This window comes from Rhodococcus sp. 5G237, from assembly GCF_053764735.1.
Window position 1 is genome coordinate 283,894 of record NZ_JBSNCD010000003.1, and the last position, 21,305, is coordinate 305,198.

The 21,305-nt window shown below is 67.3% G+C and carries 19 protein-coding genes; 6 read left to right on the forward strand and 13 right to left on the reverse strand.

The genetic code is table 11. From position 1 onward, the window contains the following. Window positions 1-93 precede the first annotated feature (93 nt). The gene (locus ACWPOC_RS07940; protein WP_120284096.1) at window positions 94-618 is read left to right on the forward strand and encodes a hypothetical protein; all 525 of its coding nucleotides are present in this window, start codon (window positions 94-96) and stop codon (window positions 616-618) included. 368 nt (window positions 619-986) lie between these two features. Then, a complete protein-coding gene (locus ACWPOC_RS07945; RefSeq protein ID WP_455408373.1) occupies window positions 987-1,889 on the forward strand; it encodes a type IV toxin-antitoxin system AbiEi family antitoxin domain-containing protein in 903 nt (300 codons plus the stop codon). 53 nt (window positions 1,890-1,942) lie between these two features. Here the strand turns inward: ACWPOC_RS07945 and ACWPOC_RS07950 are convergent, their stop codons facing one another. The 6 genes from ACWPOC_RS07950 to ACWPOC_RS07975 are packed head-to-tail and all read right to left on the reverse strand — an operon-like array spanning window position 1,943 to window position 8,711. Further along, the gene (locus ACWPOC_RS07950; protein WP_455408374.1) at window positions 1,943-3,424 is read right to left on the reverse strand and encodes a sodium:solute symporter family protein; all 1,482 of its coding nucleotides are present in this window, start codon (window positions 3,422-3,424) and stop codon (window positions 1,943-1,945) included. Between the two features lie 21 nt (window positions 3,425-3,445). Beyond that, window positions 3,446-4,477: an isopenicillin N synthase family dioxygenase gene (locus ACWPOC_RS07955; RefSeq protein ID WP_455408375.1), complete on the reverse strand. Its 1,032-nt coding sequence runs from the start codon at window positions 4,475-4,477 to the stop codon at window positions 3,446-3,448. Next, complete coding sequence (locus ACWPOC_RS07960; RefSeq protein WP_455408376.1) at window positions 4,474-5,241, reverse strand: hypothetical protein; 768 nt, start codon at window positions 5,239-5,241, stop codon at window positions 4,474-4,476. The genes ACWPOC_RS07955 and ACWPOC_RS07960 overlap by 4 nt, the downstream gene beginning before the upstream one ends. Beyond that, a complete protein-coding gene (locus ACWPOC_RS07965; RefSeq protein WP_455408377.1) occupies window positions 5,238-7,208 on the reverse strand; it encodes a 5-oxoprolinase/urea amidolyase family protein in 1,971 nt (656 codons plus the stop codon). Before ACWPOC_RS07965 ends, ACWPOC_RS07960 begins: the two co-directional genes overlap by 4 nt. A gap of 7 nt (window positions 7,209-7,215) precedes the next feature. Continuing rightward, a complete protein-coding gene (locus ACWPOC_RS07970) occupies window positions 7,216-7,866 on the reverse strand; it encodes an urea amidolyase associated protein UAAP2 (RefSeq protein WP_455408378.1) in 651 nt (216 codons plus the stop codon). Beyond that, entirely contained in the window at window positions 7,863-8,711 is an 849-nt protein-coding gene (locus ACWPOC_RS07975; protein ID WP_268655410.1) for an urea amidolyase associated protein UAAP1, read from the reverse strand. Before ACWPOC_RS07975 ends, ACWPOC_RS07970 begins: the two co-directional genes overlap by 4 nt. Before the next feature lie 173 nt (window positions 8,712-8,884). Between ACWPOC_RS07975 and ACWPOC_RS07980 the strand changes: the two genes are divergently transcribed. Then, a complete protein-coding gene (locus ACWPOC_RS07980) occupies window positions 8,885-9,571 on the forward strand; it encodes a TetR/AcrR family transcriptional regulator (protein ID WP_268655409.1) in 687 nt (228 codons plus the stop codon). On the opposite strand, the gene ACWPOC_RS07985 is transcribed toward ACWPOC_RS07980, so the two are convergent. After that, window positions 9,468-11,039, reverse strand: coding sequence for a flavin-containing monooxygenase (locus ACWPOC_RS07985; protein WP_455408379.1), 1,572 nt, complete (start codon window positions 11,037-11,039; stop codon window positions 9,468-9,470). The two genes, ACWPOC_RS07980 and ACWPOC_RS07985, sit on opposite strands and share 104 nt — an antisense overlap. Window positions 11,040-11,097: 58 nt before the next feature. Next, on the reverse strand, window positions 11,098-12,846 hold the full coding sequence (gene ctaD, locus ACWPOC_RS07990) for an aa3-type cytochrome oxidase subunit I (protein ID WP_455408380.1): 1,749 nt from the start codon (window positions 12,844-12,846) through the stop codon (window positions 11,098-11,100). Window positions 12,847-13,113: 267 nt separating this feature from the next. Here ctaD and ACWPOC_RS07995 point away from each other — a divergent pair, with 267 nt between their 5' ends. Genes ACWPOC_RS07995 through fadD1 form a run of 3 tightly spaced genes read left to right on the forward strand, consistent with a single transcriptional unit; the run spans window position 13,114 to window position 16,978 of the window. After that, window positions 13,114-14,466 (forward strand): flavin-containing monooxygenase, encoded by a 1,353-nt coding sequence (locus ACWPOC_RS07995; protein ID WP_455408381.1) that lies wholly within the window; start codon window positions 13,114-13,116, stop codon window positions 14,464-14,466. Next, complete coding sequence (locus ACWPOC_RS08000; RefSeq protein WP_455408382.1) at window positions 14,448-15,356, forward strand: alpha/beta hydrolase; 909 nt, start codon at window positions 14,448-14,450, stop codon at window positions 15,354-15,356. Before ACWPOC_RS07995 ends, ACWPOC_RS08000 begins: the two co-directional genes overlap by 19 nt. Window positions 15,357-15,409: 53 nt before the next feature. Then, window positions 15,410-16,978, forward strand: coding sequence for a fatty-acid--CoA ligase FadD1 (gene fadD1, locus ACWPOC_RS08005; RefSeq protein ID WP_455408383.1), 1,569 nt, complete (start codon window positions 15,410-15,412; stop codon window positions 16,976-16,978). A gap of 108 nt (window positions 16,979-17,086) precedes the next feature. Here the strand turns inward: fadD1 and ACWPOC_RS08010 are convergent, their stop codons facing one another. From ACWPOC_RS08010 to ACWPOC_RS08030, 5 genes are all read right to left on the reverse strand, one after another. Further along, window positions 17,087-17,812 (reverse strand): hypothetical protein, encoded by a 726-nt coding sequence (locus ACWPOC_RS08010; RefSeq protein WP_455408384.1) that lies wholly within the window; start codon window positions 17,810-17,812, stop codon window positions 17,087-17,089. Between the two features lie 144 nt (window positions 17,813-17,956). Then, window positions 17,957-18,475 carry a hypothetical protein gene (locus ACWPOC_RS08015; protein ID WP_455408385.1) on the reverse strand — a complete coding sequence of 173 codons (519 nt, stop codon included), beginning with the start codon at window positions 18,473-18,475 and terminating at the stop codon, window positions 17,957-17,959. Continuing rightward, complete coding sequence (locus tag ACWPOC_RS08020; RefSeq protein WP_120281943.1) at window positions 18,472-19,329, reverse strand: AAA family ATPase; 858 nt, start codon at window positions 19,327-19,329, stop codon at window positions 18,472-18,474. The genes ACWPOC_RS08015 and ACWPOC_RS08020 overlap by 4 nt, the downstream gene beginning before the upstream one ends. A 94-nt stretch (window positions 19,330-19,423) precedes the next feature. Further along, a complete protein-coding gene (locus ACWPOC_RS08025; RefSeq protein ID WP_455408386.1) occupies window positions 19,424-19,867 on the reverse strand; it encodes a hypothetical protein in 444 nt (147 codons plus the stop codon). A gap of 167 nt (window positions 19,868-20,034) precedes the next feature. Then, window positions 20,035-21,237, reverse strand: a complete 1,203-nt coding sequence (locus ACWPOC_RS08030) for a hypothetical protein (RefSeq protein WP_455408387.1) — start codon at window positions 21,235-21,237, stop codon at window positions 20,035-20,037. Window positions 21,238-21,305 lie beyond the last annotated feature (68 nt).

A 21,305-nucleotide genomic window follows, 5' to 3' on the forward strand; every position in this document is an offset into this window, starting at 1 on the left:
TCACGTCGCGGTGCCTGTCTCGTGAAATGCCGAGATTTTCTGTGACGGATGTTGCACAGTGTCATCGTCGTCATTCATCGGATGGGGAGGTTCATGAACGTGCGAGCTCTGCGTCGGGTAGGAACTGCAGCACTCACTGCGGGCGCGGTCGGTGCAGCCATGATCGCGGCGGGTGGGGTCGCTCAGGCGGCACCGACGTCGACAACGATGACCTGTTCGAGCGCGAACCCGCTGTTCTGGGCGCCACCGTTCACGTGGACCGTCACCGCGTCGTCCGGTGAATCCGCACCGCCCGGCGGAGAGCTCGAGCCGGCCCTCCATCTCTTCGGCGGCAACGAACTGCCCGTGCCGCCCGGCGGCCTGATCCCGAGCATCGGGATCAACTGGTACGGAACCCAGGTGCTCGTCGACTGGCACAACCGCAACACCGGCGAGTCCGGGCGGAGCGTCAGCGACCAGGAGGCATGGCAGCAACATCCGCGGATCCCGGTGAACCGTTCCTGGACGGGACCCGGAACCGTGGACTTCACCGTCACGCTGCAGACCGGAGCGGGCTGGTGGTTCGTCAACACCCAGAATGCGGTGTGCAAGGGAACGATCGACGTCGTGCAGCGCTGAGGGCAGTCGCGTCACGAAGCTGACGCGGTGAACGGGGGCTCGCCCCGCGTGTTGCGGTAGCGAGCCCCGGTTCGACGCGCAAACCGGATCACGTGACGCTTCGGCACCCGGCGCACGACCGCACATGCCTCTTGACGTCCCCGCTCAGCGGGAGTGCCATGGACTGACAGCCGTCCATCCCGCGATACTCGGCAGAACCTCGCCCGCCGAACCGTACTTCACCCCGCCTATAGCACGGGCGAAGTAGGGTTCGGCGGGCGAACTGCTGTACGGCACGGGTTCTCCACAGCAGAGGCATTCATCCACAGAATGCGCCCGCGACCTTTCTGCAGCGCTTCGGCACCCGCACGGGTTGCGACGATCGCCTCATGGGCGATCCATCAATACTCACGACCGCGGTACTGACGGCATCCGGGGTGTCCGAGAACGACATCCGCAGAGCGACCAGGGCCGGAGATCTCGTCCGCCTCGGACGCGGTATGTTCCTGCACCGATCGGAGGTCGAGGCGCTCGGCGAGGTCGGGGTGCACCGGGTCCGGGCACGGCATCTCGGTCGGCAACTCTCCGCAGGAACGGTCCTGAGCCACGTCTCTGCGGCGTCCCTTCACGGGCTGGATCTGTGGAAGGCCTCGCTCGAACACGTACACGTCTCCAGGCCACCGCACCGGCACGGACGGATGACGTCGCAGATCCATGTGCATCCGACCGAACTCGGTGACGACGTCGTTCTCCTCGACGGCCTGCCGGTGACATCGGTCGCCCGGACGGTCGTCGACCTCGCCCGGACGTTGCCGAGAGATCAAGCCGTCGCCGTGGGCGACTCGGCTCTGCGGCTGTATCCGGACACCGCAGCGGACCTGCACCGGGTGCTCGCCGGATCCGGACACAGGCACGGTCTCGCGAAGGCCCGTGCCGTCGTTCCGTTCCTGGACGGCCGGAGCGAGAGTGTCGGGGAGTCGTTGTCACGTCTACGCATTGCGGAAGCGGGACTTCCGCGACCGATCCTCCAGTACGAGATCGTGGGTGGAAACGGGCGGCGCTATCGCGTCGACTTCTTCTGGGAGAACGGCGTCGTCGGAGAGTTCGACGGACGGATCAAGTATTCCGATCCGCGCGATCTGTTCGATGAGAAGCTCCGGCAGGACGCGATCCGCGACGCGGGCTATGAGGTGGTGCGGTGGACGTGGGCGGAGCTGGGGCGGTTCGACGTCGTCGCAGAACGGCTGCGGCAGGCCGCTCGTCGCGCGTCGGCCGTGCATCCGGCCCGCTGAAACGAGGTTCGCCCCTCCTGCAGCAGGGGCGAACCTCGTTTCGGCGGGTGAACCTACACCGCGACCGGCTGCTTCGCGGGGACGACGACGGGTTCCGGGACGGTGGTCGTCGGGACCGGAGGGCGCACCAGCGCCACGGTCACGTACGCGACCAGCGAGACCAGGAAGCCGATGAAGGTCGTCCAGCCGTCGACGCTCGAGGTCACCAGCGAGTTGGGGATGTACAGCAGGGTGTTGTCGACGCCGTAGATCGTCGGGGTGAGGACGAAGAAGCCGGCACGCACCGTGATACCGGCGATCGCTGCGGCGGCCACGGCGCGACCGTCACCGCGGGACCAGAACAGTCCGAGGATGAACGGCACGACCAGCGAGGCGAGCAGCAGGTCGAAGGTGAGCGTGAGCAGGATGCCGGTCTGCGGGACCCGCAGCGCGACGAGGGCACCGAAAGCCGCCATGGGGAGCATGAGCAGGCGGGTGGCCTTCATGACGTCGGACGACATCGCGGCGTTCTCGCCGCCGACGCGGAAGACATTGCGCACCAGAACCGTCGCGGTGGACAGCAGCACACCACTGATCGTGGTCAGCGAAGCCGTCACCAGACCGGAGAGCACCAGGATCGACAACCACTGCGGCGTGTACTCGCCCAGCAGAACGTAGAGGATCGGGGCGTCGGCTGCGCTGTCACCGACGATCGACACGGCCGCGAGGGCGACGAAGGACAACGGCACGCACAGGACGAGGATGCCGGTCGCCGCAGAGAAGCAGGCACGCTGCGCGGCGATCGGGGACTTGGCGGAGAACACACGCTGCATCAGGTCGATTGCGACGAGGTTGCCGAGACCGAGTGCGACGATGGTGGCCCAGTTGATCGCGGCCCCCTGCGCCGGATCGGTGAGCTGTCCGAGATCGCCGATGCCGAGTCCGTCGCCGTGGGTGAAGCCGGGACCGAACGCGACCCACGCGAGGAGCGAGACGATGCCGACCGCCATCACCGCGAACTGCACCATGCCGGTGTAGACGCTGGCGAACATGCCGCCGGCCATCGTGTAGGCCAACACGAACGGGATGATCACCAGCACCGCTGCCGTGTAGTTCAGTCCGAGGAAGTACTGGAGCAGGTAGCCCAGGGCGACGAGGTTGCCGGCGAGGAGGATGCCGAAGCTCCCGACGGTGAGGACCGAGGCGGTGATCTCGGTACCGCGCCCGAAGCGACGCGCGAAGAACTCGGGCAGGGTCACGACACCCGTCGCGCGTAGGCGCTTCGCGAAGAACACTCCGACGAGCAGCACGCTCAGCGCGACACCCAGCGGCATCGCCGCTCCGGCCCAGAATCCGAATCCGGCCGCGAGGTCGGCGGAACCGAGGGTCGCGTTGGAATCGATGACCTGCGACATGAGCAGGACGGCAAGGACAGGAGCACCGAGCGAGCGACCTGCGAGAAGGAAGTTCCCGGCTTGTCCGCGGACCTTGCGGGTGGAGTAGAAGCCGGCCCCGAGAAGTACGACGAGGCACACGGCGACACCGGTGATGATCATGGCAGCTCCGTATGGAGAAGGTCAGACGGCAGGAGCGCTGCGTTGGGCTTCGCGTCCGAGCGAGTAGAGGGGGCGTGCATTGTCGGGAAGGGTGATCTCGCCCGCGGCGAGCCGCTTGCGGAGATAGGTGAAGCTCTGGGCCGTCTGGGCGAACAGGTGCTCGCCGGCAGTGACTCCGCCGTAGCGCGGTCCGTCGGCGTCGACGAACCTCTCCAGCGGCTCGACCCGGGTGTCGTGGTCGACGTTGAAGAACAAGGGGAACGAGTAACGTTCCTCGGCAACCTTACGCACCCGATGTGACGTCGCTGTAAATACTCCGTTGGTCCAGATCTCCAGCAGGTCACCGATATTCAGGACGAAGGCATCGTCGCGGTAGGGCACGTCGATCCAGTCGCCGTCGGCGTTGAGGACCTCGAGTCCCGGTGCCGTTGGGAGCAGAAGAGTGAACACCTCGTAGTCGGTGTGGGCACCGATGCCGGGACGGTCCGAGGCGTCGGGATCGTAGGGATAGTGGATCATTCGAAGTTGAGCAGGCGGCGTGGTCACATAGCGGTCGAACCGATCCGCCGACTCGCCGAGCGTTTCGGCGAAGGCGCGCAACAACACACGACCCAGAGCGAAGACGGCTTCGTAGTATGCATTCGCGGGCTTGTCGAAGTCCGGCAGGTCGGGCCACTGGTTCGGGCCGAGCAGCGGATTGCCGGCGACATATTCGGGATGATCGGAGGGAAGGTCGATCGACAGGTCGAACGCTTCCTTGTGGTCCGGCGTGGCACCGGCGAACACTTCCTCACCGGGCGGCACATAGCCGCGGTGGTTCGTGGAATTGCCGATGTACACATCCATTTTCGCTTTGTCGGGAAGAGCGAAGAAGCGTTCGGCCGCGTCCTTCAATCCGCCGACGAGGGTGGGATCGACACCGTGTCCGACGATCTGCGCGAAGCCGACTTCTCGTGCGGCGCGCCCGAGTTCGGCGACGACGGCGTCGCGTCCGATTTCATCGCCGGACACCAGTGCATGCACATCGACGACGGGAATGCTCGTGAACGTCATGCGTCGCTCCTCGGGGTCGGGTCGACCGAACGCCATCGCCGGGTGACGGGCGTTCCGTCGAATGCTGTGTCTCGGGTACGGATCTCGTGACCGAAGACTGGCTGGAGTTTGCTTCCGGCTCGGAACGGAAGGGTCGATGCGGCGATGGTCCACCGGTCGTCCTCGATGCGGCCCACCGCGATCTCGCAGTCCAGCAACGCTCGGGCATCCGACACCGTCGCTGCGCCGAGGATCTGCTCGACCAGCGGTTCGGATCCGATCGCACGATCGCGACCACGTCCGAACGCGAAGCACTCTCCGACCCGCACGAGCACTGCGGTAGCTCCGGTCTCGACGTCCTCGAGGAGATACTCCTCGATGTCGGGCGAGACATCCACGATGCGCCAGTGCTCGGTGTACTCCTCGAACACACCGTGTTCGACGAGCGTGTCGGCGTCGAGGGTCGCCAGGGTGCCGGCATCGGGCGTCGGTCCGAGCGGATGGAACGACACGGCCCGTTCCCATTCGACATGGTCGCTGCTGTCGAGCAGGCGGCCGGCGAATCCGTCCTGGCTCGCGAGAGCGACGAGGTCGTCGATCTCCATCTCGGCGAGGGCAGGAGCCGTCACCGTCGGTAGTGTCGCCGGTCGTCGCAGGTCGCAGTACAACCGCTCACCCTGCAGCCACGTGACGCGGGTGGTGGTGTCCGGGATGGCTCCCGGCCGAGCCAACAGTGTTCGCTCGAACTGGGTTCCCACCGGACGGATCCGTTCGGCGACCGTCATACGCCGTTCGCCTTCCACCGCGCGCGCTCCTGGCCGAAGGCGACGGACTGCGTCGCCTGGAACTCGCTGATCGAAGCAGCGTTGTCCGCGAGGAACTTCCGGTGCGCGGCGAGGGAGAAGGTGCCGTCGGTGATCTCCACTCCCCCACCGCGACCCGCGGCGAGATCTGCTCGCAGATCGAGCAGTTCGTCGGGGTCGACGGGGTACCAGGAGATGCGGTCGAAGAAGCGCAGCAGCCACGGGGTGCCGTCCTCGAACGGTCCGGCCGGCTGCGGGTGCCGGTGATTCCACACCTGGGTGGTGCGGCCGACGAACTGGTAGCCGCCGGGGCCCTCCATACCGTAGATGCACAGGTAGGCGCCGCCGATGCCCACGGCGTTCTCCGGTGTCCAGGTGCGGGCGGGGTTGTACTTGGTGGTGACGAGGCGGTGCCGCGGGTCGAGCGGCGTCGCGACCGGGGCGCCGAGGTAGACGTCGCCGAGACCGAGGACCATGTAGTCGGCGGCGAAAACGGTGTCGAACACGTCCGCGACGGTGTCGAGGCCGTTCATGCGGCGGATGAACTCGATGTTCCACGGGCACCACGGGGCGTCGGAACGCACACCGTGCATGTAGCGCTGGATGGCCTCGCGGGTGGCGGGGTCGTCCCAGGACAGTGGCAAGCGCACCTGTCGGCTGGGGACCTCGAGTTCGTCGCTGTCGCCGATGGTGTCCTCGACCTCGCCGAGCAGGCCGAGCAGGGTCGGCACGGACAGGACGTCGGGGTCGACCTTGACCTGCAGCGACCGGATACCCGGGGTGAGTTCGAGGAGACCGATGGGACGGTCTGCTTCGAGGCGCTGGTGCAGCGCGTGCACGCGGGCCCGCAGCGCCAGGTCGAGGGTCATGTCGCCGTACTCGACGAGGACGTTGTCGTCGCCGCTGCGGCGGTAGGTGACGGCGGTGTGGCCGTCGCGGCGGGTGAGCACCCCGTCGTCGCCGTCGCCGCCGGCCGAGGTGACCAGGGACAGTCCGGCGCGACGCGCGACACCCAGTTCGCGACGGGAGGCAGTGTGCTCGGACTTCACGGGCACGAACCGGACCGTGTTGCCAGGAGCGAGCTGGCCGAGCTTCCAGCGGTCGGCGGCCACGACGGTCACGGGGCACACGAACCCGCCGAGGCTGGGACCGTCGGGACCGAGCAGGATCGGTGTGTCGCCGGTGAAGTCGAGTGCGCCGACGGAATACGCGTTGTCGTGGATGTTCGACGGGTGCAGGCCCGCTTCGCCGCCGTCGGTGCGTGCCCATTCGGGCTTGGGGCCGATGAGCCGCACGCCGGTGCGGTCGGAGTTGAAGTGCACCTCGTAGTCGGTGGCGTAGAGGGCGTCGATGTCGGCGCGGGTGAAGAATTCCGGTGCGCCGTGCGGACCTTCGGTGACCGCGATCTCCCAGCGCGTGCTCAGTGCGGGCACGTGCTCGGACGGGACCGGCGCACTCGTACCGGGAGCGTTCTCCCCCACGACGAGGACGTCACCCTCGCGCAGCGTGCGGCCTTCGTGACCACCGAACGTGCCGAGTGTGAAGGTCGATGCGCTGCCGAGGAATTCAGGGACGTCGAGACCACCGCGAACGAGGACGTAGACGCGCAGGCCCGGCCCGGAGACCGCTCCGACGTCGAGCAGGCCCCCCGCCGGAACGGTGACGGGGCGCCACTGCGGGACGACGACTCCGTCGACGCGCACGGTGACGGGTGCGCCCGTCACGCACACCTCGGTCTTCTCCGTGAACCGCAGGGCGGGGCCGGCCATGGCGGTCTCGAGGCCGGGAGCGCCCTCGTCGTTGCCGAGGGCGACATTGCCGAGGCGGAACGACAGGTCGTCCATCGGGCCGGAGGGTGGCACGCCGATCTGCCAGTAACCGGTGCGTCCGGGATAGTCCTGGACGGTGGTGAGCATTCCGGGACGTTCGACGGTGATCTTGGTGGTCATGACTACCTCATTCCCCGCGGGTGACGATCATGCGGACCGGCGTGGGGTCGAAACCGTTGCACGGGTTGTTGATCTGGGGGCAGTTGGAGACGAGGACGAGCACGTCGCGCTCGGCGCGGATCGCGAGTCGCTTGCCGGGTGCGGACAGACCGTCGACGATGCCGAGGGTGCCGTCGGCCTCGACCGGCACGTTCATGAAGAAGTTGATGTTGGAGACGAGGTCGCGCTTGCCGAGTCCCCACTTGGCGCCCTCGATGAGGAAGTTCTCGACGCAGGCGTGCTGGTGCTTGGTGTGGTGGCCGTAGCGCAGAGTGTTGGACTCCTGCGAGCACGCACCGCCGACGGTGTCGTGGCTGCCCACCTCGTCGGCGACGAGCGTCATCAGCGGCTCACCGTCGGCATCGCGCAGAACCGAACCGGTGGAGATGAAGAGGTTCTGCTGGGCGGCGACGGTGGCTGCGGCGCTGTAGCGGCGGGTGTGGTCGGCGGCGTCGTAGACGAGGGTGTCGACGGCCTGGTTGCCGTGCAGGTCGACGATGGTGAGGATGTCGCCGGCGGCGACGACGGCCGACCAGGGGCCGCGGAGTCCGACGATCTCGTCGAGGACAACGCGACCGGGAACGAGGGCGAGGTCTGCGGTGTCGGCGGTGATGGTCATCGGCGGATCTCCGTTTCGGACGTGGCGGCGGCCCAGGCGTCGTCGGTGTTGAGCACGGCGCGCTGGTATTCGGGGTCGGTGTTCGGCAGCGAGTTCAGTTCGCCGGGCGCCCGCCAGGCGAGGACTTCGAGGCTGCCGGTGGTGAACTCGGGGTTCGGGTCGAGCGGGTGTGCGGTGTTGGCGATCAACGCGATGACCGGCAAGTGGATCAGCAGGTCGACGACGGCGCCCGGACCGGCGTTGCCGGTGCTGACGAGGCTGCCGTCCTTCTCGACGCGGACGCCGTGGAAGAAGGACAGCGAGGGCGGCAGGTCGCGCGGCTGCAGGTCGTGCTTGGCCGCGGCGACCGTGAACAGTTCACGACCCGCAGGAGAACTCGAATGGAGCGATCCCTCACCGTATTTCGCGGTGTTCCCCGCGAGGTGGGTCGTGCCGCACAGCGCGTCGTGGCGACCGGAGGTGTCGGCGACGATCGTGGCGAGCACGCGGCCCTGATCGGAGAGCAGTGGGTGCCCGACACCGAGATAGGCCTGCCACGGCACCTTCACCGTGTCGGCGACGTTGAGCCGCTCGTGCGGGGCGTCGGCGCGGAACAACAGGAGGTTGGCGCAGGCGGAGCCGTGGACGTCCCGCAGGCGCAGGCGGGTGCCGCGGGCGAGGACCTTGCTGGTGTAACGGCCACCGGGAACAGTCTCGGCCCAGGTCATCGACGCCGCGCGACCGCTGGGCGGAGCCGGCCACGAGGATGCCGGGACGATCGGCATGGCGTCGGTGACGGTTCCTGCCTGCGCTCGGGCATGGGCGCGAGCAGCGTGCGTGGTGGCGGTCGCGAGGGTCTCGGTCATGGTGCTCCGATCGGCGGTCGGGGAAACTGTCGATCGACAGTTTTCCGATCGCGCATCTTCGGGGAATGTCCACGGCGTAACGAGTCCGTGACGTGTGTTTCGTCCGTGTGACGAAAACTTCACGCCCGAAGACCGTGGTGCTGCAGCGTCTTTCGTCGTGTCACAGTGGAGGGGTGACCCATGCAGGACCAGGACGCCCCCGCCTCCACGCGCCGCGACGGCCCGGACCGACCGCGCGTGCCGAGATCCTCGACGCCGCCGCGGAGCTGTTCACCACCCGCGGGTTCTCCCCCACGTCGACACGCACGATCGCCGAGGCGGTGGGGATCCGACAGGCATCGCTGTACAACCACTTCGCGACGAAGAACGACATCCTCGTGGCATTGCTCGAGGACACCGTCGAACCGACCCTCGACTTCGACGACAATCTCGACGACGCGCTGCCGCCCGAGGTGCGCCTGTGCGCACTCGCCTGGTTCGACACGGCCCAATTATCCGCGGGCCGATGGAATCTCGGTGCCCTGTACCATCTTCCGGAGATTCGCACCGAGCCGTTCGACAGGTTCCGGGACGAGCGCCGGCAACTGATGGAGCGCTACCGAAGTCTCGCGACGCAGATCGTCGGCGACGGCGATCCCCGCGCGCACCTGCCGTTCCGGATCGTCGAATCGGTCATCGGCATGCGGGCCGACGACGGAGACGTCGATGCCGGGCTACCCGAGGCGCTCGCGACGGCGTCACTGACGGTTCTCGGTGTCAGCGACGTTGCGGCAGTGACGAGCGCTGCTCGGGCACTCGTGGTGGGGGTTCCCGGCGACCTGCTGGGCTCGATGGCCCCGTCGTCTCGGCCACCCGCGTGAAGCGCAGGGCGGGATCGTCGACCGGTCCGCGGCGCAGCCGTCTGCGGTCGAGATAGTAGTTCTGCTCCATCGACCACGGGCCGTCCTCCCCGGACGTGGGGAACACGTCGGCCGATCGCCGGAGATAGTTCGACGTGAGGTCCCAGAACGGTCCCCCACCAACGGTCGGATCGTCGCAGACCGGGGTGACGACGTCGTAGCCGTGGTCGTCCATGTGGTCGAGCAACCGGCACAGATAATGTCCGGTGAGGTCGACCTTGAGAGTCCACGAGTAGTTGGCGTAGCCGAAAGCGAAGACGAAGTTGGGTATGCCGGTGAGCATCGACGCCTTGTAGGTGATGCATTCGTGCCAGTCGACCGGGACGCCGTCGACGTCGAGTGCGACCCGCCCGAACGGCACCATCTTCAGCCCGGTCGCGGTGACGATGACGTCGACCTCGATCTCGCGCCCCGATTCGAGGGCGATCCCCGTGGGTGTGAACCGGACGATCCGATCGGTGACCACCGACGCCTCACCGGTGGCGATGGCATGGAAGAGATCGCTGTCGGTCGCGACGCACAGGCGTTGATCCCAGGGATCGTAGGACGGGTTGAAGTGCACGTCGACGGGATAGTCGTCGGGCAGCACACTGTTCATCCGCAGACGCAGCAGCCGACGGAAGAGGTTCGGCGCCCGTCGGCTCGTCCGGTACATCTCGTGCAGCAGACGGATGCTCAGGGAGCGGACGACGCGGTCGGCCGCCGATGTCGGGAGAGCACTTCGCAACGCGTTGGCGACCTTGTTCTCCTTCGGCCATCCCAGGACGTAGGACGGGGAACGCTGCAGCATCGTCACATGCTCGGCGACCCCGGCCAGCGCCGGAATGAGCGTCACCGCGGTGGCGCCGCTGCCGATGACGACGACGCGCTTGCCCGCACAGTCGAGATCCTCGGGCCAGTGCTGGGGATGGACGATCGTGCCGCGGAAGTCGTCGCTGCCCTCGAACTCCGGGCTGTACCCCTCGTCGTAGTCGTAGTAGCCGGTCGCGGAGAAGAAGAACGAGCAGGTCACCGTGAGCGTGGTGTCGTCGCTCGTGCGCAGGAGCGTGACCGTCCACCTGCCGGTATCGGACGAGAACGACGCGCCGACGACGCGGTGCCCGAGGTGCAGATAGGGACGCAGTCCGTGCTCGTCCACCGTCTCGTGGAGATAGCCGAGGATCTCGCTACCTCCGGCATACGCGTGCTTCTTCCGCCACGGCTTGAACTCGTACGCGAGGGTGTGCAGATCGGAGTCGGAGCGCACGCCGGGATATCGGAACAGGTCCCACGTGCCGCCGAGCGTGTCGCGCGCCTCGACGATCGCGAAGCTCGTCCCCGGTCTCTTCGTCTTCAGGTGGTAGGCCGTGCCGATGCCGGAGATACCGGCGCCGACGATCAGGACGTCCACCTCGGCGGGCAGGCTCCCGCCGGGTTCGATTCCGGTCATGTTCGCTCGGCTCCGTCCCTCGGCGGGTGCGTTCGATCGGCGGTTCTACACGTGTCGATCACTCACGCGGAAGGTCGCCCGGCGTGCGGTCGGCGCCCTCGAGCACATTCACCTCGTGCTTGTCGCTACCGGGACCCACGTGCGCCTCGGCTCGCATCCGCTCGACCATGTCGGGATAGTGCAGTTCGAAGGCGGGACGCTCCGAGCGGATCCGCGGCAGCTCGTAGAAGTTGTGCCGCGGCGGCGGGCAGGTCGTCGCCCATTCGAGCGAGTTGCCGTAGCCCCATGGATCGTCGACCGTGACGACCTGGCCGTAACGGTAGCTCTTGAAGACGTTCCACACGAACGGCAGCGTCGACGCGCCCACGACGAAGGCCCCGATCGACGAGATCGTGTTCAAGGTGGTGAACCCGTCGGACGGCAGGTAGTCGGCGTAACGACGCGGCATGCCTTCGTTACCGAGCCAGTGCTGCACCAGGAAGGTGGTGTGGAAGCCGATGAAGGTCAGCCAGAAGTGCCAGCGGCCGAGCTGCTCGTCCATCAACCTGCCGGTCATCTTCGGGAACCAGAAGTAGATGCCGGCGTAGGTCGCGAACACGATGGTGCCGAAAAGCACGTAGTGGAAGTGCGCCACCACGAAGTACGAGTCGTGCAGGTGGAAGTCCAGCGGCGGGCTCGCCAGGATGACACCGGTCAGACCACCGAAGAGGAAGGTCACGATGAAGCCCACCGCGAAGAGCATCGGCGTCTCGAAGGTGATCTGACCCTTCCACATCGTGCCGATCCAGTTGAAGAACTTCACACCGGTCGGCACCGCGATCAGGAAGGTCATGAAGGAGAAGTACGGCAGCAGCACGGCGCCGGTGGCGTACATGTGGTGCGCCCACACCGCGATGGACAGCGCCGCGATGGCGATGGTCGCGTAGACGAGGCCGCTGTATCCGAAGATCGGCTTGCGCGAGAAGACTGGGAAGATCTCCGAGACGATGCCGAAGAACGGCAGCGCGATGACGTACACCTCGGGGTGACCGAAGAACCAGAACAGGTGCTGGAACAGGATCACGCCGCCGGTGGCGGGATCGTAGATGTTCCCGCCGATCACCCGGTCGACGAAGGCGCCCATGAACGCCGCGGCGAGCAGGGGGAAGACGAGGAGCACGAGGAGCATCGTGATGAAGATGTTCCACGTGAAGATCGGCATCCGGAACATGGTCATGCCCGGTGCGCGCATACACACCACGGTGGTGATCATGTTGACGCCGCCGAGGATGGTGCCCAGACCCATGACGACCAGTCCGAGGAACCAGAGATTGCCGCCGATACCCGGGGAATGGATCTCGTCGGCGAGCGGCATGTAGGACGTCCAGCCGAAGTCGGCGGCACCACCCGGGGTGATGAACCCGAACGCCACGGTGAGTGCGCCGAAGAGGAACAGCCAGTAGCTGAAGGCGTTCAGACGGGGGAAGGCGACGTCGGGGGCGCCGATCTGCAGCGGCAGGATGTAGTTCGCGAAACCGAAGACGACCGGCGTCGCGTACATCAGCAGCATGATGCCGCCGTGGTTGGTGAACAGCTGGTTGTACTGCTCGTTCGACAGGAACTGCAGGCCGGGCACCGCCAGCTCCGCGCGCATCAGCAGAGCGAGCAGACCACCGAACAGGAAGAACGCGAACGATGTGAAGATGTACATCAGCCCGAGCTTCTTCGGATCCGTCGTGGTGATCAGGTCGTAGAGGACGGCACCCTTGGAGTGGAACCGCGGCGGATACGGCCGCGTGGGCTTGACGGGAGCGACAACCGCGTTCATCGGGCCTCCTCGAGCCGCCGTGAGGCGACAACGGTGCGGCGCGGACGGGATCGACGGCGCGCGGCGATCACCACCCGCGATGCTGCAGGTGAACTCAGAGTAGGCGTTCCACCTCACACGCGCACCGGGTTCGCGGACCGAATTGCGACGCGACGACGGGCGACCGGAACAACCCGTGTACACGGAAGAGAACGTGTTCTACATTGTGACCGTCGTCACTGCAGGAAATCGCTCCGAGCACCTGCATCGCAGCCTCGAAGGGACACCATGTCGGCACCTACCACCGCGGTCATCGGCGCCGGTATCAGCGGGTTGACCGCCGGAAAGATGCTGTGCGACTACGGGGTGCCCTACACCTGTTTCGAGAGCTCCGATCGCATCGGCGGCAACTGGGCGTTCGGCAATCCCAACGGCCACAGCAGCGCCTACCGATCGCTGCACATCGACACGTCGAAGCACCAGCTGTCGTTCAAGGACTACCCGATGCCGCAGTCCTATCCCGACTTCCCGCACCACACACAGATCAAGGAGTATCTCGACGGCTACACCGACGCCTTCGGTCTGCGGGGGAACATCGAGTTCCGCAACGGCGTCCGCCACGCGCGGCGACGGTCCGAAGGCGGGTGGGAGCTCGATCTCGAGGACGGCAGCACGCGCGCGTTCGAGTTCCTCGTCGTCGCCAACGGTCACCACTGGGATCCCCGTGTGCCGAAGTTCCCCGGGCACTTCGCCGGCGAGTCGCTCCACTCCCACCACTACATCGACCCGCGCACCCCGATGGACTTCGCGGGCAAGCGCATCCTCGTGGTGGGGCTCGGCAACAGCGCAGCCGACATCGCCGTGGAGCTGTCGTCCAAGGCGTTGCAGACCGAGGTGACGCTGTCGACCCGGTCGAGCGCGTGGATCGTTCCGAAGTACATCGCGGGCCGGCCGGCGGACAAGTTCTACCGCACCGTCCCCTACATACCGATGTCGTGGCAGCGGAAGATCGCGCAGTGGGGCCAGCCGCTGCTGTCGGGACGTCCCGAGCGGTACGGGCTGCCCACTCCGAACCACAAGTTCTTCGAGGCGCACCCCACGCAGTCGGTGGAACTGCCGCTCCGCCTCGGCTCGGGCGACATCGTCGCGAAACCCGACATCGAACGGTTCGACGACCACACGGTCCGCTTCGTGGACGGTACGTCGGCGGAGTTCGACGTTGTCATCTACGCGACCGGCTACAACATCACCTTCCCGTTCTTCGATCCGGAGTTCATCAGCGCTCCCGACAACCACATCGCGCTGTACAAGCGGATCTTCGCACCGGGCATCCCCGACCTCGCGTTCGCCGGTTTCGCTCAGGCCACGCCCACCCTGTTCCCGTTCGTCGAATGCCAGGCGCGACTGATCGCGGCCTATGCGATCGGCCGCTACGCACTTCCGCCCGAGGACGAGATGCACCGCATCATCGTCGAGGACCAGCGCAAGTTCACCGGGCACATGCTCGACCGTCCCCGCCACACGCAACAGCTCGACTATTTCGCCTACGAGTTCGACATCCGGACGCGCGAGATACCCGCCGGAATCGCCCGCGCCGGCCGGGCATCGAAGGAGGACGCCTCGTGCACCCGCGTTCACTGACCTTCCCCTCCGAGGGCGAGACGGTCCACGCCTGGCACTTCACTCCCGGCTCCGACGTTCTCGACAGCACCGACGGGGCACCGGTCGTGGTCATGGCCCACGGTCTGGGCGGGACGAAGGACTCCGGGCTCGTCCCGTTCGCCGAACGGCTCGCCGCCGCGGGCATGCACGTGCTCGCCTTCGACTACCGCGGATTCGGCGAGTCCGGAGGCTCCGACCGTCAACGCGTCGACGTCGCGGGACAGATCGCCGACTACCGCGCAGCCGTCGCGACCGCCCGGCGACTGGACGGCGCCGATGCCCGTCGCGCCGTGCTGTGGGGCGTGTCGTTGTCGGGCGGCCACGTCCTGTCCGTCGCGGCCCAGGACCGGGACGTCGCGGCCGTCGTGTCCATGACACCTCTCGTCGACGGACCGGCCGCGGGGGTTCTCGCCGCACGGCATCACGCGCCCTCTGCGCTCGCCCGCTCGACGGCGACAGGTCTCCGCAGCCGGGTGGGATCGATTGCGCGGCGCTCGTCGACCACCATCCCGATCGTGGGACCACCCGGCACGGTCGCCGCCCTGTCACTGGACGGCTACCACGAGGACTATCTCTCCCTGGCCGGCCCGACCTGGCGCAACGAGATCGACGCCGACGTCGTGCTGTCGCTCGGCACCTACCGTCCCGCGCGACACGCGTCGTCCGTCGCATGTCCCGTCCTCGTGCAGATCGCGGACTTCGATCGCAGCGCTCCCCCGCACGCCGCGGCGCGTGCAGCCTTCCGCGCTCGCGCCGAGGTGCGTCACTATCCGTGCGACCACTTCGACGTCTGGCCCGGCAAGGACTGGTTCGACCGGGCCGTCGAGCATCAGATCCACTTCCTGACCCGACATCTCGCTGCGCAGTAACCCCGAGGGATCCGTCTTCGCCGATCCCTTCCCTTCGCGAATCCGAGGTAGCCATGGCAGAGACCGTCCAGCAGTCACTCCGCGACCTGCTCGAGAACGACACCGCGGCCATCGTCCACGACACCGGCAGGTGGACCTGGCGCGAGCACCTGCAGGAGGCGTCCGCTCAGGCGGCGGCACTGCTGTCGCTGATGGACCGCGACCGGCCGGTGCACGTCGGTGCGCTGCTCGGCAACACCCCCGCCTTCCTCCATGCGATCGCAGGGGCCGGGCTCGCGGGGTTCCCGCTCGTCGGTATCAACAACACCCGACGCGGTGAGGGTCTGGCCCGCGACATCCTGCGGGCGGACTGCCAGATCCTGCTGACCGACGCCGAGCACGCCCCTCTGCTCGACGGCCTGGATCTCGGCGACGTCACCGTCTTCGACGTCGCGAGCCCCGAGTGGCGGGCGCTCGTCGACGGGGCCGGTCCGCTCGAGCCGTACCGGGAGGTCGGGCCGACCGATCCGTTCATGCTGATCTTCACCTCGGGAACGAGCGGAGATCCGAAGCCGGTGATGCTCGCCCACATGATGGTGTTGTTCTCGGGCAGCACGCTCGTCCCGCGGTTCTCGATCACAAGCGACGACGTCGTCTACCTGTCGATGCCGTTGTTCCACTCCAACGCCATTCTCGCCGGGTGGTGCGTGTCGCTGTGCAGCGGCGCGGCGATGGCACCGGCGTCGTTCTCCGCCTCGCACTTCCTCGACGACGTGCGCCGCTACGGCGCGACCTACATGAACTACGTCGGCAAGCCCCTCGCCTACATCCTCGCGACCGTCGAACGACCCGATGACGCCGACAACCCGCTCCGGGTGGCGTTCGGCAACGAGGCCACCGACCGCGACATCGAGGAGTTCGGCCGGCGCTTCGACTGCACCGTCTGGGACGGTTTCGGGTCGACCGAGGCTGCGGTGATCATCACCCGTGACCCGGGCACCCCACCCGGATCGATCGGCCGAGGACTGCCGGGTGTGGACGTCTACGATCCGGAAACCCTCACTCCGTGCGCCCACGCGGAGTTCGACGACAACGGCGCCTTGGTCAATGCCGACAAGGCCGTCGGTCAACTCGTGAACACGCAGGGCGCCGGATTCTTCACCGGTTACTACAACGACAAGGCAGCCACCGACGAGTGTCTGCGGGGTGGCATGTTCTGGTCGGGCGATCTCGCCTACAAGGACGCGGACGGCTGGATCTACCTCGCCGGCCGCACCGCCGACTGGATGCGCGTGGACGGTGAGAACCTCGCCGCCGCCCCCATCGAACGGATCCTCCAACGGCTGCCTCAGCTGAGTCGCGTCGCCGTCTACGGTGTGCCCGACGAACACGTGGGCGATCAGGTCATGACCGCGATCGTACTGCGCGACGAGACGTCGCTCGTCCCCGAGGAATTCGAGAAGTTCCTCTCGGAGCAGGCGGACCTCTCCCCCAAGGCGTGGCCGAGATACGTACGGATCGCGGCGGATCTGCCCACGACCGCCACCAACAAGATCCTCAAGCGCGCACTCGAGAAGGAAGGACCCACAGCGGGCGACGGCGTGCTGTGGGTCCGCGAGAACGAGAAGTACGTCGTGGCCTGACGCCGCGGAGCGCGAAACGGTCGTCGGCGCGGGATTTTTCGCGCTCCGACGACCGTTTCGCGCTCTGCTGTCTCAGCGCTCGTCGAAGTCGCTATCGGGAGTGCGTTCTCACCTGAGGATCTCGCTCCGCCAGAAGGTGTCGCCGTCGGGGACGGTCTCGTGGTCGTCGAAGAAGGTGACGAGCGCACGTGCGGCTGTCACGGCGTCCGGGAACCGGCGCCCCTCCATCGGTCCCCGGGTGATCTCGAGCGTCCCTGAGGCCGGATCGAGGCGCCCCTGCACGCGATACCCGCCGATGTCCGCCACCACTGCGCGCCGCTCGTCGACGACCTCGGGTTCCGCGACCGTACGTACGGCCGGACGTTCGGCGCGGACCCGCGCTGCCGGCACCGGCGCCGCGTCGTGGTCGGGATCCTTGACGGTGTCGAGACCGAGCAGATCCCAATGATCGTGACCGTGAACGACATTGCTGCGCTGGATGGGGTGGCTGCCGGTCGGGGTGCGGCCGGGCCGGTCGGCGAGCCAGAGCGCGACCTCCTCCTCGATCCCCGCTTCGATGTCGTCCGCGTCCACCACGTAGAACTCCGGTACCACGGGTGCGAGATCGACGAACACCCAGTGCGACACGCCTGCGCCGTCGGCGGCGGGAACTCCGTCGCGGCGTCGCGCGAGCCACGGATCGCTCGCCGTCGAGCACACCCGCACCACACGTTCGGATCCGTCCGCGCCCTGTACGCGAACGTCCCGCTGTCCGGGGATCGGCTCGGCCCGGCCGCCGCGCGCCAGAACCTCGGCCAGGAAGGCCACGACTCCCTGTCGAACGATGTCCCCCATATCGACTCCTCTTCTCGGTGCGCACATCGAGCAGCGAGTCGGGATCGACGCTCGGTGTGCCCACGCCTGCGCGGTCTCGTCGAGACCGGAGGCATGGTGCGACCATACGTTGCTAAAAGCAGAAGAAGAACCGTCTGTGACCGATCACCGGAAAGCATCACCCTTCGTGGTGAGCGCCTTGACCCGTTCGACGATGCGGTCCTGCAGCTTGGAGGGGGTACGCCAGCGCATCGCGAGTTTGTCGTAGTCCATGGCGTGCTCGGCGATGATGTCCTTGAGTTGTTCGACCCCGAGGGTCGACAGCTGCTCCCGCAGAGTCGCCTCCCCGCTCTCGCGGAACACCACGAACGGGTCGAAGGCCCCGGGTGCGCGACGGCTGCGACGCGCAGACGTCCGGGCCGCGGCGGGGCGCGCAGCAGGAGCGGGAGCGGCAACGGGTGTCGGGGCACTCGGGTCTGCGGTGACCGAGAGCGCTCCCGCGAGTGCCTTCGCGAAGCGGGGCGTGCGTGCGGCCTCGTCGGCGATCACCTGGACGAGAGCGACGAGCGCGCCGGCCGTGCCGGGTGCCGCCTCGTCGAGACGGAGCAACGCCGAGCTCGCCTCACCGATGCGCACCCGCAGACGCGCCTGTGCCATGTCGGTGTCGGTGCCGGGATTCGTCACAAGTACACCTGCGCATTCATCATGATCGTCTCGGTGAGGATTCGCAGTGCGTCGTACTGACCGGTGTTGCCGTACTTGCGCTTGAGCGTGCCGTAGGGCACGAACTCGGCGGACGCCGCGATCTGGTTGGCCTCGGGCACCCAGGCGGGAACGACGTTCGCGATCCGGGGGTCGCGCTGGAGCTGTTCGATGATCGTGCGGTGCAGGTTCGAGGCACTGCGGTACTTCGTGATGACGAGACCGATCTCCCGCACCGTGTGTCCGGTCCGCGTCGCGAATTCCTGGATCTTCGTCTGCAGCGGCGGAATTCCGTAGGTGGACAGGATGTCGGGAATCGTGGGGATGAGATAACCGTCGGCGAGACGCAAGCCGTTGAGGGTGAGGATCCCGAGATTCGGCGGGCAGTCGATCAGGATGTAGTCGTACCGGTCGGCGATGGGCCGGATAGCGGAGAGCAGCACTTCGACGGGACGGTGTGAGCCGGGATCGGCGTACTGCTGATGGGTGAGACCCTCCTGGATGTCCATGAGATCCAGGGACGACGCGAGCAGGTCGAGATCACGGACCGCACGCACGGGTGAGACGTTCTTCTGGACGGCTTTCTCGATGTCGAACGCGTCGGCGTCGGGCTTGATCGCCTTCTCGAAGAGCGTCGCAAGGGTCAGACCGAGCTCGTTCAGTTCTTCCCAGCGTTCCTCCCCCACCATCATGGTGGTGAGATTGGTCTGCGGGTCGAGATCGATCATGAGCACCCGCTGTCCGAACTCCGCCGCCATGAACTCGCCCAGAGCGGCCGTCGTCGTGGTCTTGCCGACACCACCCTTCAGGTTGATCGTCGCGATTACCCGTGCCACCCCACACCTCTTCGGGAAAGAAATTCACTACTCGTTGTTGCGAGCAAACTACCCGAAGGCGGACATACGGGGCAGCCGGGTGGCAGCTGCCGGGTCAGCGCCCCCTCGACTCGACCGCGAGACGAGGCATGCCGGCGAGTTCATCGGGGGTGACGTACGAATCGGAGGTCGCGAAACCGCTCAGGTACAGTGGCGGCTCACGGTCGGCGACCGCGCGCACGATCTGCCCTTCCGAGACGAAGACGATGAGCCCTTCGGCATCGGATCCCGGCATGTTCCGCCAGGTGGTTCCCGGGGTGTGCATCACGCGGTTGAGTTCGCTCATCAACACCGGGACACGGAAGTAGTACATCCGGTCCCACGACTCGACACCCGCTGCGGCCGCGACCTCCCCGAGTGTTCGGGACCGTCCGGAGACGAGCACCGATTCGAACTCCGCCTCGAGCCTCGGGTCGTCGACGACGGACACGCTCGTCGCCTCCGAGCAACCCGAGACCCCCAGCGCCGCAGCGACAGCCAGCGCAAAACCCGTACGCACGAACCGCGACGCCACCGCGTCCCCCTGTGTATCGACCCCCGACCGGACGCGAGGAAGCTACCACCGGTTCGGACAAATGCACCAGTGAAGCCGATCACTTTTCGCGAGTTCGGGGATCCGGCCCGAAGCGCAGCCGAATCGATGTGACCGATGACAGTAACTCCGAGTTACTCCTTCGCGGTGAGCTCGGCGATGTCCGTCCACAGAGCACTGCGGAGCGCGACCATCGGTTCGGCCGCAGCACCGAGCTGGTCGCCGACGAAATCGGTGTTCTCGGCAGACAACTCGCGCGCACCCGACCTGCCGATCAGATCGTCGATCCGCTGGTCGAGACTCGCGGTGCGCTGCGCGATGTGCGCGAGATGCAGATGGTCCTCCGCCCGCGTGAGCAGGTCGCCGATGCGTGCGAGCGCAGTGACACGCGCAAGGATCTGATCCCATACCGGTTCGAGAGCTGCCACACGGGATTCGAGACCGGACCGCGCCTCGGGCGCCGATCGGATCGCGGACTGCAGCTCGTCGAGCAGGTCGCGCAGGGCGACGGTGTCCACCGCGATCTGGGTGAGTTCCTCGGCGAGGTCGAGCTGGGCTCGTTGAACCTCGAAGTACTCCGAACGCCATGCCGCCGACGCCTCGATGCGGTCGTACAGGGACCCGGCGAGGAAGAGCAGGGTGTCGTAGCGGTCGACGAAGCGGTCGTCACCGGAGGTCACCTCGCGTCCGAGCCGCTCGGCGACGCGACGACCCGCGTCGGCGAGCGGAGTGCGCTCGGACCAGCGGCCCACTCGGTCGACGGCGACACCGAGCACCATCCCTCGGGCCTGCTCGACGGGCGCGACGGGCAGGGGCGCGGGGGTGCGTTGCAGCGCGGCGAACAGCGCCTCGCGTTGGTCGATCTCGAGGTGCAGTCCGTCGCGCCGGTCGCGGCGCACGGCGCGGACGCCCTGGGCGTAGTGCAGCGGGGAGTGCACGACGGTCTGCCGCGCCGCCCGGATGCGTTTGCCGAGCTCGTTGGCCCGGTACTCGAGTGCGAGTCGCGCGGCACCGGGGCGCAGACCGTCGATGCGGGCGCGGAGGCGGGCGTGCTCGTCGGACAGTCGGCGCAGCTCACCGAATCCGTCGAGCGCGGGCAGCCGGCGGCCGACCCGTCGGCGGTTCGCCAGCACCGCACGCGCCGATTCGTCGAGGTGGCCGGCGGCCAGCGCGACCGCTGCAGCATCCGACAGCGGAGCGTGCCTGCCCTCGATGCTGCCGGTCTCGCACCACCGGCGGACCTGCCCGGCGATACGTGTCCGCCGGTCCACCGACGGGATGTCCCGACCGGACGCGTCGTCGCGTCCCGGGAGGTGGGGTCGATCGGCTTCGGACACGGGGATCCTCCTCGCGGCTCGTCCGCAGGCATGTACTGTCCACTGTTCCAGATTCCGCGCGGGCTCGG